The 13,780-nt window shown below is 48.3% G+C and carries 11 protein-coding genes; 9 read left to right on the top strand and 2 right to left on the bottom strand.

Translation table 11 applies throughout. From position 1 onward, the window contains the following. Positions 1 to 247: 247 nt before the first annotated feature. Together nifL and nifA are read left to right on the top strand one after the other, a co-directional pair. Positions 248 to 1,885, top strand: a complete 1,638-nt coding sequence (nifL, locus tag CWO84_RS20030; RefSeq protein ID WP_033155812.1) for a nitrogen fixation negative regulator NifL — start codon at positions 248 to 250, stop codon at positions 1,883 to 1,885. Beyond that, positions 1,878 to 3,404, top strand: a complete 1,527-nt coding sequence (gene nifA / locus CWO84_RS20025) for a nif-specific transcriptional activator NifA (protein WP_020485085.1) — start codon at positions 1,878 to 1,880, stop codon at positions 3,402 to 3,404. Before nifL ends, nifA begins: the two co-directional genes overlap by 8 nt. Before the next feature lie 64 nt (positions 3,405 to 3,468). On the opposite strand, the gene fchA is transcribed toward nifA, so the two are convergent. Together fchA and cysS are read right to left on the bottom strand one after the other, a co-directional pair. Then, positions 3,469 to 4,098, bottom strand: a complete 630-nt coding sequence (gene fchA / locus CWO84_RS20020) for a methenyltetrahydrofolate cyclohydrolase (RefSeq protein WP_033155652.1) — start codon at positions 4,096 to 4,098, stop codon at positions 3,469 to 3,471. 9 nt (positions 4,099 to 4,107) lie between these two features. Continuing rightward, positions 4,108 to 5,481 (bottom strand): cysteine--tRNA ligase, encoded by a 1,374-nt coding sequence (gene cysS, locus CWO84_RS20015; protein ID WP_033155653.1) that lies wholly within the window; start codon positions 5,479 to 5,481, stop codon positions 4,108 to 4,110. A gap of 114 nt (positions 5,482 to 5,595) precedes the next feature. On the opposite strand from cysS, the gene CWO84_RS20010 reads away from it, so the two are divergent. The 7 genes from CWO84_RS20010 (at position 5,596) to CWO84_RS19980 (ending at position 13,762) form a co-directional block, all read left to right on the top strand. Continuing rightward, positions 5,596 to 6,177, top strand: coding sequence for a peptidylprolyl isomerase (locus tag CWO84_RS20010; RefSeq protein ID WP_033155654.1), 582 nt, complete (start codon positions 5,596 to 5,598; stop codon positions 6,175 to 6,177). 49 nt (positions 6,178 to 6,226) lie between these two features. Next, complete coding sequence (locus CWO84_RS20005) at positions 6,227 to 6,952, top strand: UDP-2,3-diacylglucosamine diphosphatase (protein ID WP_033155813.1); 726 nt, start codon at positions 6,227 to 6,229, stop codon at positions 6,950 to 6,952. 342 nt (positions 6,953 to 7,294) lie between these two features. Next, entirely contained in the window at positions 7,295 to 8,071 is a 777-nt protein-coding gene (locus CWO84_RS20000) for a serine protease (RefSeq protein WP_033155655.1), read from the top strand. A 31-nt stretch (positions 8,072 to 8,102) separates the two neighbouring features. Beyond that, positions 8,103 to 9,491, top strand: a complete 1,389-nt coding sequence (locus tag CWO84_RS19995) for a TIGR03013 family XrtA/PEP-CTERM system glycosyltransferase (RefSeq protein ID WP_033155656.1) — start codon at positions 8,103 to 8,105, stop codon at positions 9,489 to 9,491. 183 nt (positions 9,492 to 9,674) lie between these two features. Next, positions 9,675 to 10,721 carry a hypothetical protein gene (locus CWO84_RS19990; protein WP_240618103.1) on the top strand — a complete coding sequence of 349 codons (1,047 nt, stop codon included), beginning with the start codon at positions 9,675 to 9,677 and terminating at the stop codon, positions 10,719 to 10,721. A 16-nt stretch (positions 10,722 to 10,737) separates the two neighbouring features. After that, entirely contained in the window at positions 10,738 to 12,510 is a 1,773-nt protein-coding gene (locus CWO84_RS19985; protein ID WP_101054759.1) for an AMP-binding protein, read from the top strand. 106 nt (positions 12,511 to 12,616) lie between these two features. Next, the gene (locus CWO84_RS19980) at positions 12,617 to 13,762 is read left to right on the top strand and encodes an SDR family oxidoreductase (RefSeq protein ID WP_033155658.1); all 1,146 of its coding nucleotides are present in this window, start codon (positions 12,617 to 12,619) and stop codon (positions 13,760 to 13,762) included. The last annotated feature ends 18 nt before the right edge of the window (positions 13,763 to 13,780 follow it).

The following is a 13,780-nucleotide window of genomic DNA, read 5'->3' as shown; positions in this document are numbered from 1 at the left end:
CAGCATCATTTATGCCAACGCCTTAAAAACGCCGTAACTCCCCATTTCAGTGCAAAGCCGCAAGATTTGCCACCAACATCTCTGTCCTAAAAAACACAGAGCCGGAACAAGTACAGTTAAATTTGTCGTAAACCATACAAATCACCGGGATTTTCCAATAGCTGCTAAGCGAAAACGCATTTGGCTCTCTAATTGCATGTATTTTTCCAACTTAAGCCCAGAAAAAAACACGCGAGAACCATTTGCCATGACCAAATCCACCCCTGACTACCTGCAAGGCCAGATTGAGATTGAAACGGCCGATATACTATCGCCAGCCATCGGCCCTAGCGGGCAATCGCCAAGAAGCGGCAAAACCTCTAAAACACTGCCTTTCTCTTTGTTTGTTAAGGCGGTGGAGCAAGCGCCGGTGGCCATTTCGATCACCGATAAAAAAGCCAATATCCTTTACATCAACCAGGCCTTCACCGATGTAACCGGCTACAACGCCGCTGAAATTTTGGGCCAAAACGAATCAGCGCTGTCCGACAAGTCCACACCCAGACAGATTTATTATGATTTGTGGCACACCATTTCCCGTAAGCAGGTTTGGCACGGCCAATTGGTCAATCGGCAAAAAATGGGGCAACGCTACCTGGCTGATCTGACCATCGCGCCGATGCTGGACGACCGCGGCGCCATCAGTCATTACATTGGTATGCACCGCGATGTCACCCAGGCACACTACGCGGAACAACAAGTTAACAACCAAAAGCAATTGATCGAATCGGTACTGAACGCTTCGCCGGTGGCGATGGTGGTGCTCGATTCCGACAAACGGGTCGTGCTCGATAATCAGATGTACAAAATGCTGATCAGCGAACTCGACAAAAAAGAGCCCGCGCTGTTCTTTCTGGAAGCGCTGGAGCAAGACATGGGCGACTTGTGGGGCGACAACATAGACAGACAGCAAGGCTTCGCCAATCGCGAGGTACGGATTGAAAGCGCGGGGCTTAAAGGCACGCGCTGGTTTTCCTGCTCCGGCAATTGGTTTATCGAAAACGACGTCTGCGCCGACAGCTTCTTCGCCAGACAATCCAAGGATTACTTGTTGCTGACCATTAACGACATCAGTCCCTTGCGTCGGCAGCAGGAAAAGCTACAGATACAGACTTTGCGCACCATGTTGGCGGAAGAAGAACACATCCGCAGCATCCGCGAAACCTTGCTCGGCGCAATGCACCAGATTCGCCAGCCCTTGAACCAAATTCACGCGGCGATTCAAATCATGACGCAACGCAACGACGCCAACAATAGTCCAATCCGCGATCTATTGGGCCAAGTGCAAAAAATGGGCGAAGAAACGCTCGCCACTCTGCAACGCTGCGTACCGGAAATTCCGGAGTCTGCGGTGGTGCCGGTGAACTTGAATCAGCTGCTGCACGAAGTGATGCTGCTGTATAGCACCAAGTTTTTGGCAAACGGCATCGTAGTGGATTGGCTGCCCAACCCGGTGTTACCCAATATCCTCGGCTCCGAAAACAAGTTACGCATGTTGTTCAAGCAATTGATCGACAATGCGGTCAACGCAATGAATCGTGCGGGCAGCCAGGAACGCATCATCAAAATCAGCACGGCTATCGAGCATGATTGGGTTTGCGTGTCGATAGCCGATTCCGGCCCCGGCATACCTGCCAACCAACGGAGCAAAGTATTCGAACCGTTTTTTACCACCAATCAAAGCACCGCCGGCGTCCAGGCCGGCATGGGACTGGTCATGAGCAAGGAAATCGTCAATCAGCATAACGGCATGATAGAAATCGACCCGCAATACAAAAACGGCTGTAGTTTTAAAATTAGCTTTCCCTGTCAAAAAAACCTAGCGATGGTGAACATCCATGAGTGATCGTTTATTGCTGGTTGAATCCGAACTGGATACGCTATTTCTGGTCAGTCAATTGCTGAATAGCACGCATGACTTGCGCACCAAGCTTAAAGGCATCCTGGAGATTTTGCACAAGCGTAACGGCCTGCATTTCGGCATGATTACCCTACGCGATGTCGATGACGACAGCATGAGCATTTGCGAGATCTACGGCGACGGCATAGACCGCTCGGTGCGTTACCAACCGGGCGAGGGACTGGTAGGCGCTATCCTCGACGAAGGCAGCACGATTGTGGTGGAACGCATCGCCGACGAGCCGCGTTTTTTAAGCCGCTTGGGCGTGTATAACCCGGATTTACCGTTTATCGGCTCCCCGCTAGCCATCGAACAAGGCGAAGTGGTCGGCATTTTGGCTGCGCAGCCTTGTACTTCGACGTTTTTGGGCGAGCGCGCCCGCTTCATGGAAATGGTCGCCAACCTGATCGCCCAAAGCGTGAACATGCTGCGTGTAATGGAACGCAAGCAAAACGAACTAGCTAGCGAACGCGACTATTTAAAACAAACACTGGTCAAAAACTACCGCTTCGAAAACATCATCGGCCATTCCGAGCCGATGCTGAAAGTGTTCGACATCATCCGCCAGGTGGCGAAATGGCATACCACTGTGTTGATTCGCGGCGAATCCGGCACCGGTAAGGAAGTGGTGGCCAGCTCGATACACTTTAACTCAGCCTGCGCCAACGGCCCGTTTCTAAAATTGAACTGTGCAGCCTTGCCCGACACCTTGCTCGAATCGGAATTATTCGGCCATGAGAAAGGTGCATTCAGCGGCGCAATCGGCCAACGCAAGGGCCGCTTCGAACTGGCAGACAACGGCACGCTGTTTCTCGACGAAATCGGCGAGATCTCCGCGTCGTTTCAGGCCAAATTATTGCGCGTGCTGCAAGAAGGCGAATTCGAGCGAGTGGGCGGCGTTCGCACCCTGAAAGTCAATGTCCGCATCATTGCCGCCACTAACCGCAATCTGGAGCAGGAAGTCGCCGAAGGCAATTTCCGCGAGGATTTGTATTACCGCTTGAATGTGATGCCCATCAATATGCCGCCGCTGCGCGAACGTATCGAGGACATTCCGGAACTGGCCAGCTTTCTGTTAAACCGTATCTCCCGTCAACAAGGCGGCCGGCCATTGGAAATCAAGGAAAGCGCGATCCGAATTTTGATGAAACACGATTGGCCGGGTAACGTTCGCGAATTGGAAAACCGTTTGGAGCGCGCCGCCATCATGAGCCAGGAAGGCATTATCGACCGCGACGTGATTGCCAGCACCGGCCTGGAAAACGAAATAGGCATCAGCCGCACCCCGCAATCGATCAAACATATCGATCTGCACGACGAAAACATGGACGAACGGGAGCGAGTAATAGCGGCGCTGGAGCAAAGCGGCTGGGTGCAAGCCAAAGCCGCGCGCTTGCTGGATATGACGCCTAGGCAGATTGCTTATCGGATTCAGACCTTGAACATCAATGTTAAGCAGATTTAGAAAACCTGCCGCTCAAGTTAAGCAGAGAGGGGGCGATTGAAATTGCCCCGTCCTAAGGAAAGATTTAAAGCTTTTCCCTGACGATACGGTAAATCTGCTCGGCGGCCTGTTCGCCGGTTTGCAACAAAATATCCAATTCTGCAAGTTGGGCTTCGGCAAACGGCCTGTCTTTCAAACTCGCGGCATTGATCTGCACATTCAGTGCCGCGCTTTTCAAGCCGGCGTAGCCTGCCATTACCGCCACGCCGGCATCGCTGATCACCCCCAGATTACCGTGTTCGGCAGCCACCCGGCCCAACTCGATAGCCTTGGCGCAAGCTTTCGCGCATTCCAGCGGCACCAGGGTGGCTTCTCTGAGCACCGTTTGAATCTGTTCGGCGCGCACGGCTTTCTCGTCGTCAGTGCTTTTAGGTAAGCCATAACAGGCCATCAGTTTGTCAAATACATCGACATCGGCTTTGATCATACCAATTAAGGTTTGCCGCAAGGCTTCCGACTCGATCAGCAAAGCCTGCATCTGTTCTTCCACCGCCGCGTATTTGGGTTTGCCGATGGTCAAATTACAGACCATGCTGGTCAAGGCGGCGGCTTGCGCACCCATCACTGCCGCCGCGCTACCGCCGCCGGGCGTGGCTTGCTTGCCAGCTAGTTCGTCCAGGAATGTTTCTACCGATTTATCTTTGATTTCGTTCATTGACAGTCCTTAACTTTCGCGGCGCCAAATGGTGTTGCCGCCAGCCACATCCTCCAGCACAATGCCCTTCGCTTTCAATTGATCGCGAATTTGGTCGGCTTGCGCCCAGTCTTTGCTGGCTTTCGCGGTTTTTCTGGCGTCGATCAATTGCTCTATTTCCGTTTCACTCAGACCATCAGGCGCTGCTCCACCCTTCAAAAAACTGTCCGGATCGTCCTGCAATATGCCCAAAATGGCCGCCAGTCGCTTTAATGTTGCCGCCAGCACGCTTTTTTCCTCGGCTTTGTTTAATTCGCGCGCTAAATCAAATAGAACAGCCAAAGCCACTGGTGTATTAAAGTCGTCATCCATCGCCTGTTCGAAACGCTGGCAGTAATCTGCATCGATAGCCACATCGATAATTTCGACACCTCTCAAGGCTGTATACAAACGAGTCAAAGCCACACCCGCCTCGTCGAGCTGTTCGTCGGAATAATTCAGCGGGCTGCGATAATGGCTGGAAAGGATGAAGAAGCGAATCACTTCCGGGCGATATTGTTTCAACACCTCGCGCACGGTGAAAAAATTGCCCAGCGATTTGGACATTTTTTCTTCGTTGACCCGCACGAACCCGTTATGCATCCAGTAATTGACAAAAGGCTCGCCAGTGGCGCCTTCCGACTGGGCGATCTCGTTTTCGTGGTGCGGGAATTGCAAGTCCATGCCGCCGCCATGAATATCAAAATGATTGCCCAGGCAGCAGGTGGACATTGCCGAGCATTCGATATGCCAACCCGGCCTACCCTGCCCCCACGGTGAATCCCAATAAGGTTCGCCGGGCTTGGCCATTTTCCACAGTACAAAATCCAGCGGATCGCGTTTGGCGGTATCGACATTCACCCGCTCGCCGGCTTGTAAGTCTTCGATATTTTTACCGGACAGCTTGCCGTAGCCGTCAAAGCGGTTTACCGCGTAAAACACATCACCGTTGCTGCCGACGTAGGCAAACTCACGCTCGATTAATGTCGAAATCATCTTCACGATGTCGGCGATGGATTGCGTGGCTTTGGGTTCGATATCCGGCTGCAACACCGACAAAGCCCGCTCGTCTTCATGCATGGCTTCGATAAAACGTTCAGTCAATGCGGTAAACGCCTCGCCATTCTCATTGGCGCGCTGAATAATTTTGTCGTCTATGTCGGTAATATTTCTGACGTAGGTAAGCTGATACCCGGCATGCCGCAAATAACGGGCGACTGTATCGAACACCACCATGACCCGCGCATGGCCGATGTGACAGTAGTCATAAACCGTCATGCCACAGACATACATGCCGACTTTGCCAGGCTGTTTGGGAATGAATTCTTGCTTACTTCGGGTTAGCGTGTTGTAGATTTTCAGCATGACAATAATAGGTGAATGCAGCAAAACATCTGGCAATCTATCAAGATTTCGGCTTCTCTTTCAAGATAAAAACACATAGAATTCGCGGCTTGCAGCGAGATTAAGGAGCTTTTAATGCGCACCACCCTGGTTTACCTGATGCTGTTTTTATTCTCAACCCTTTCATTTGCAACAGAAATTAAAATGTCCAATACACATAGCAAAGTCAAATTAACCACTTCCCTGGGCGACGTAGTCATTCAATTGGAAGACGAAAAAGCACCGGTTTCCGCCGCCAACTTTCTGGCCTACGTGAAACAGGGCTTTTATGCGAGCACCATTTTCCACCGAGTAATCCCGGGCTTTATGGCGCAAGGCGGCGGTTTTGACAGCTCTTTTAAGCAAAAAGAAACCAATGCCCCCATCAAAAACGAAGCAGATAACGGCCTGAAAAACAAACGCGGCACCTTGGCAATGGCTCGTACTAACGATCCGCATTCAGCAACCGCGCAATTTTTTATCAATTATAAAGACAATTCCTTTCTGGATCACACGAGCCCAAGCCCCAGCGGTTGGGGTTATGCAGTATTCGGAGAAGTGATCGAAGGCATGGATGTCGTCGATGCCATGGCCAAACAAGCCACCGGCAATCGCGGTCCGCATCAGGATGTACCGAAAACCGACATCGTTATCGAAAAAGCCGAAGTTATCGAATAATAATTAGCGGTTTCCGCCGATAAGTGGGCGGAAACCGCTGTTGCTTAACGTGAAACAAGACGTACTCTTCATCTCCGACCTGCATCTGGCTTTGGAAAAACCGGAGATCACCCGGCGTTTCTTAGGCTTTTTGCAGCAGCGCGCCATCAAGGCAAAATCGCTGTATATCCTTGGCGATTTGTTCGACGCCTGGATCGGCGACGACGACAATACCCGGCCTATCCCGGCCATCAAAAACGCTCTCAAACAACTTAGCGACGCCGGCACCGAGATTTTTCTGTTGCAGGGCAACCGCGATTTTTTGCTGGGTCAAGATTTCTGCCGGGAAACCGGTATCCGTTTGTTGGATGAATATGCGACTATCGAATTGAATGGTCAGAGGATCTTGCTGACCCACGGCGATTTACTCTGCAGCGACGACCTAGCTTATCAAGCCTTTCGCATTAAATCGCACGGCCAGACATGGCAACAAAATGTGTTGTCCAAACCTTTGTGGCTGCGGCTGATAGCGGCACGTTGGTATCGGTTGCGCAGCTATTATCATAAACGCGGCAAAACCCTGGATATTATGGATGTCAACCAGGATACGGTGGCCGAAAGCCTGCGCAAGTATGGTTGCTGCACATTGATTCATGGACACACGCATCGACCGAAATTACACGAATTTATGCTGGATGGCCGGCCGGCCAGACGCTACGTGTTGGCGGATTGGAAGCCGGATGGCGCGGAGGTGTTGTGTTGGAAGAACAACGATTTTCAAACAGAATCGGTCTGATATAAGCATAAAAAAACCGGTAGCGATTTAACAGAAGGCCAGCGACCTGCGTTTTTTAATCTCAAACCCGCTGATACACCACTGCCAGACACTACCGGGAATTGTCTTACTATCTCCGAAAAATAAGACTCAAAAGAAACCAACTAGTTCACTGGGTATATAATTTTACCGGGTCAATGCCCACGCTCGTTGTTCCCGGTGGACATTAAGCGCTATCTAAGCCGGTGCCTGTCTATTACCAAAGTGTAAACAACTGTTAATTCACGACGACGCCCGCATTCATGCTAAGTTAGACTAAACTTTCCAAGCTCTACCAATTAAGGCCCCTTAACTCCTCCAGCCATGAAAAACCAAATACTTTATCTCTTGGCGCTATTTATCGGACTATCCGCCATCGCCACCAGCCATGCCGATGAAGTTAACCTCCCCGAGATTCTTGCCCGAGTCAAACCCGGAATAGTAGCTATCGGCACTTATATGCCAACACGAAACCCGCGTGCGGTATTCCTGGGCACCGGCTTCGCCGTTGCCGACGGCAGAAAAGTGGTTACCAACGCTCACGTAACCGCAAAAAAACTAGACGAAGAGCACCTCGAACGTTATGCGGTTTTTTATCGCCACGAGCAAAAAGAACAAATGCAAATTGCAGAACTGACCGTAACCGATGAAGATCACGATCTGGCATTGCTAAAGGTAGACGGCGGAGTTTTACCCGCACTGGAAATCGGTGACTCATTAATAGTGCGGGAGGGCGAGCAATATGCATTCACCGGTTACCCAATAGGCATGGTGCTGGGTTTGTATCCGGTCACGCACCGAAGCATTATTTCGGCTATTTCACCCAACGCCATACCGGCAATCGCCACTCGGCAGTTAAACGTCAATATGCTGAAACGACTACAGACGCCCTTCAATGTGTTCCAATTAGACGCCACCGCCTACCCCGGCAACAGCGGCAGCCCCTTGTACGACATCAATTCCGGAAAAGTTGTTGGTATCATTAACAAAGTCTTTGTACAGGGCAGCAAAGAAAATGCCATATCCAATCCCAGCGGCATCACCTATGCTATTCCCGCTGAACATATCAAGACGCTTCTAAAACAGAATATCGTCAAATAGTTATTATCCAGGAGTTAGCGGTAGCCTTCACATGATAAGAATTTTTCGACATTACATTTCCACCGCCTACCTTTGGTTGCTTATAGTGGAATCTTTGGTGTTTTATCTGGCTATGTATTGCGGCGCTGGCCTCAGATTTTTATATATAGCATCCTGGTATTCCCAATCCGAACTCGCTGCTTCAGCAGCGGTTTACGCAGTGGTGTTTATCGCCAGCTGTTCCGGTTTGGGCTTGTACCGCAAAACACTGGATAAAGAAGAATACAATATTCTCCAGCGCATCAGCTTCAGCTTTGCCGTTGCGGTATTTATACTGGCGTTCATCTACTACATCATTCCCGATTTGATGCTGGCACGCAGCGTCTTGATTTCCGCAATTATTTTTTCTTTTGTGGGCTTGCTGTTAACACGATATTTATTTTATCGCTTCGTCAATCTGGATAATTTAAAACGCAGGGTGTTAGTGGTGGGTTGTGGGCAAAGAGCGGGAGAACTCAGCGTCGTTAATTCCAGCTATATTTATAGAGGATTTGAAATAGTCGGTTACATCACGCTGGAGGACGAACCAATAAGCGTACCCCATGCGATTGCGCTCAACGAAAAAATCAGGCTAACCGATATTGTCGAAGCCGCTAACGTCGATGAAATAGTCATCGCTGTCGATGATCGTAGAAAAAAACTACCCGTAGAGGAACTGCTGGACATCAAAATGTCCGGCGTGCAAATCATGGACTTGCAAACTTTCTATGAGAGAGAGCAACGGCTGGTTTTTCTGGAGGCGCTGAGTCCAAGCTGGCTGATGTTTTCCGATGGTTTTGTGAGTGGCGGTTTACGCCCCATCGTCAAACGCAGCTTCGATATTTTAGCCAGTCTACTACTACTCTCCGTCAGTTGGTGGCTAATGATCCTCACCATGTTGGCGATCTATATCGAAAGCGGCTTTGGTGCACCGGTTTTCTATCGGCAAAAACGTGTCGGCTATCGGGACATTCCGTTCGATGTCATTAAATTTCGCAGTATGCGTATCGACGCTGAAAAAAATGGCGCGCAATGGGCTAGCCAAACCGATGACCGCGTAACTCGCGTCGGCAAAGTGATTCGTAAATATCGGATAGACGAGCTGCCACAACTACTAAACGTGCTAAAAGGCGATATGAGCTTTGTCGGCCCGCGCCCGGAGAGACCGGAATTCGTAAAAGGCTTCGAAGAGAATATTCCTTATTATAAAGAACGGCATAGGGTTAAACCCGGCATCACCGGATGGGCGCAACTATGTTACCCCTATGGCGCCAGCGAATACGATACCCGACAAAAACTGCAATTTGATTTGTATTACGTCAAAAACTACAGCCTGTTTCTGGACTTGACGATAATGCTGAGCACGGTAGAGGTTATTTTGTGGGGTAAGGGAGCGAGATAATTTCTTGGCTCTATAGCAAGAGAAACTAGCAATCAACTTTACAACCCAAAACTGCATTTTTTATCTGGCTTAACTAGTTTAATTCCTGGCAAAACTAAATTCATTCGAGACCTGCAAAAACCTCTTAACCTTAAAAATTTACCCATTTCCGGCGAGGTGAACATGGCCAGCTGTAAGCAATGCTTGATTTCCGATGCAGTACCCGAGATAACCCTGGACGCGAATCGCGTTTGTAATCTTTGCCGAGATTTTAATCCTCAACACCAAAGACAAGAGGAAGAAAGCCGCAAGGAGCGAGAGCTCGATCTGGAAAAGGCGCTAAAAGACTGCAAGGGGCAAGCGGAATATGACTGCCTAGTGCCGGTCAGCGGCGGCAAAGATAGCCTTAACTTGCTCTACAAGCTAAAGGTGGAGTACGGTTTAAAAGTCCTGGCATTTACCACCGATATTAATATTCCCCCGATTGCCTGGGATAACATCCGTCGCACACTCGGCAAACTCGACATTGACCACCTGGTATACCGCCCATCCGATAACTTCTACCAAAAGGCTTTTCGTTATCTCTTAAAACATCAAGAACCGAGAGGTGCTGTCTACACAGTATCTTATGTCTATGCCCCGCTATTCGAAGGCGATGCAATCAAACTGGCCCTTCAAAAAAATATACCGCTAGTCCTCGCAGGATACTCGCCGGGGCAGCCTGAACCGGAAAGAATGCTCTACGAATTCTCCAGAAAATTAATCTGCGAAGTCGACTGGACGCCGCCGGCACTGAAAACGTGCGGAGAATTCGATGAACAAGAATTATCGCGCTTTTTCAATCCCAACAATTACCCTAAAGGCACTCAATTTCCACGCTATTTAGCCCCTTACCATGCCTGGGAATATAATCAGGAAGAAGTGATGCAAAAAGTCGTCGAATTGGGCCTGGTTAAGTCAAGTAAGCATGCCAGTCCGATCTTCAGTAACTACCCAATCAACTGGCTGCTGATGTATTCCGACTTAAAGCACTTTGGCTACAATCCCTATCTTCCCGAATTCGCGGCTTTAATTCGTGAGGGTAAAGCCAATCTAAAAGAGTGGAAAATTTTGATCCCACTGGTCGACTTCATGATCAAAAACAAAGTCTTCTTGGGCAAGGATGTCAGAACTAGTCTAAATTGGTTGGGAATGTCGGAACACGAGCTAGCTATTACCGAGCCTAAAGGTGCTTACGACCCGCCTGTATGACTTAAAAGGAGAACGTATGAGTCGATATAAGACACTTCCCGATTTATTAAAACTTAGAGCACACGAACATCCGGATGACGTAGCTCACTGGATTCTGGATACTGACGATACTTGGCATCCGATAAGCAATATAGAGTTTTATCGGAAAGTGATGGGTTTATCCGGGAAATTACAGGCTCTTGGCATAAATACAGGGCAGGTTGTCGCAATTATGGCTACAACCTCGCACGTATGGGAATCTCTACATCACGCCTTTTTATCATTAGGCGGAATTGTGGTTGGTATCGATCCCAACGAAAACTCCGAGCAATTAAACGCGATCATAAAAATTGCTAACGTTAAAATCCTGGCTATAGACCAAATCAAATACCTGGATAAATTTAACGATCTCAGCCAATTTGACAATATTGTTGCATTTAATAGCGATCCATCGAGATATCAACAAGATAAAATCAAATATCTAGATATACCCGAGACAGCAAATGGCGAACTCAACGATACTCCGCAGCCTGAAATTCTAAAACCTTCCGATATTGCCACTATTGTATTCACGTCGGGTACTACCGGCACGCCCAAAGGTATCGCCTATCGACATGATCAAATTATTGCTGCTATAGACTCTATACTACTCACCTACCCGGAACTAAACGATAAACCGTGCCATTTAGTCTGCTGGTTACCGCTTTCCAACTTATTTCAACGCATTGTGAATTTATGTGCATTAGCCGGAGGAGCCGAAGTATACTTTGTAGAGCAGACGCATAAAATCATCGAATATCTGCCAGCAATAAATCCCCACATATTCATTGCTGTACCTCGATTTTATGAAAAACTTTACCAAGGATTTGAAGCCAAACTAAATCTGCAGCCGCGGCTTATCTCTCTATGCCTGAAATATAGCCTTAAAATGGGTGAAAGCCCGTCAACTATCGGCTCATTATTCAGAGCTGCCAATCGCCAAGTTTTTAAATCATTTACCTCTCTTTTTGGCGAAAATATACGGTATATGGTGAGCGGATCGGCAGCCATGCCGGTATGGTTGTTACATCGTTACCAATCTCTGGGATTGTTGATTTTAGAGGCATATGGACTAAGCGAAAACGTGGTGCCTATTGCCGCAAATAGATCGTCAGAATACCGTTTTGGCACGGTAGGCAAGGCTTTACCAGGCAACACCATAAACTTGGCCGATGATGACGAACTACTAGTTAAAGGCATAGGCGTTTTTAACGGATACCTTGACGACCAACCCACTAAGCAGAGCACCAACGAATCAGAATTCCTTCCTACAGGAGATTACGCGAAAATCGACGCCCAGGGCTTTATAAGCTTGACCGGACGAAAATCTGAAGTTTTTAAAACGTCAACTGGTAGAAAAATTGCCCCCGTTGCAATCGAGTCGGTACTCCAAAGCAATGTAGCGATAGAGCATGCTGTTGTTTTCGGCGAGAATAGAAAATTCTTGGTTGCCTTGGTAACAGTTGGCAATTCAAATACCATTGAAGACCAATCTAGAACTACTTACGCGAAAAAAATCGCTATAGATCTGACAGCAACCACTTTGGGTTTACCCGAATATAAGCGCCCAGTTGGCATCATTTTTTCATATAAGCCCCTATCGGTTGCGGAGCAAGAATTAACGACAAATCTGAAGCTTCGCCGTAAAAATATCCGACACAAATACGAAAAATGGATAGAGGAACTTTATAACTTGTTGGAAGAGCCAGAATCGACTATCCATTCCCAACCAATTTCAGCTAGCCGCGATATCGTGCTATTGAAGCTTTAGTTTTAATTACAATACAAAGCAGCTAAAGATTCTCCGCTAATGCGAAAGCGTTGATTCTGGATTTTTAGACTTCGACAATATTCAATCCATCATGGAGCGCTCTCATATGGCAAAAAGAATTTTTGTTACCGGTGCCACGGGGGCAGTCGGCAGTACCTTGGTGCCCTTACTTTTGGAAGAAGCTGATAACTTTGTATGGCTGCTGATCCGCGCCGAATCCTCTGAGCACTTAAAAATTCGTCTCGAAGCTCTATTCCTCTTTTGGAACCTGGATAAGGAACAAGAAGTAAGCGCCAGAAACCGTGTCATCGCTTTGCAAGGCGATGCCGATCTTGAAAAATTTGGAGTATCTGAAAGTGTTTACGCCGAAGTCTCTAGCCAATGTACCCACATTATTCATTGTGCCGGCGTTGTCAGAATGAATTTACCCCTGGAAGTAGCCAGACAACATGCGTTGGGATCCGCAAAAAACGTAATCGAGCTTGCGCTAGCGTGTCAAGCGTCAGGAAATTTACAAAAAGTCGAATATGTCAGCACAGTTGGCGTTGCCGGCAGAATGTCAGGTATCGTCCCTGAAACTTGGATCACCCAACCGAGGAGCTTTCACAACACCTATGAGCAATCCAAAGCGGAGGCCGAAGATTATCTTCACCAACAAATTGAACTTTACAATTTGCCGATAACCGTTCACAGGCCCAGCATGGTTGTGGGTGACTCAAAAACCGGCAAGATTATTCACTTTCAAATTTTTTATTACTTGTGCGAATTCATATCAGGTGCCAAAACTCATGGCTTGCTACCGCATTTAAAAGATGCCACGCTTGATACAGTGCCGGTAGATTATGTCGCACGCGCTATCCAATGGAGTGCCAATCAGCCAACTCTCACCACCAACAAGATTCTACATCTTTGTTCGGGTCCGCACTTATCCATGCAATTGACCCATTTGCAAACTCTGGTGCGCGACAAAATGCGTGAGTTTGATACGCCTTTGCCAGCTGTGATTGCCGTACCGTCAGTATTTTTTACATTCCTTTTACGGGCGATGATGCCAATTGTTAGTCACACTACTTTACGCCAACTAAAAGCCGTTCCGATTTTTCTTGATTATTTGGCTGACAGGCAGATTTTTGGCAACGACAAAACAGCCGATCTATTCCTGGTAAATACTGGCCCGAGCTTACCGCCTGTTAAAAACTCCTTGGAAGTTGCTATAGCCTGTTATTTGCAATCTAAATCGAATAAAAACTAAACACTAGCAAAGCCAGAC

It is taken from the genome of Methylomonas sp. Kb3 (genome assembly GCF_002834115.1).
In the GTDB taxonomy this organism is placed as follows: domain Bacteria; phylum Pseudomonadota; class Gammaproteobacteria; order Methylococcales; family Methylomonadaceae; genus Methylomonas; species Methylomonas defluvii.
Note: the sequence above shows the minus strand (reverse complement) of the source record. Positions and strands in the feature narration are given on the sequence as shown.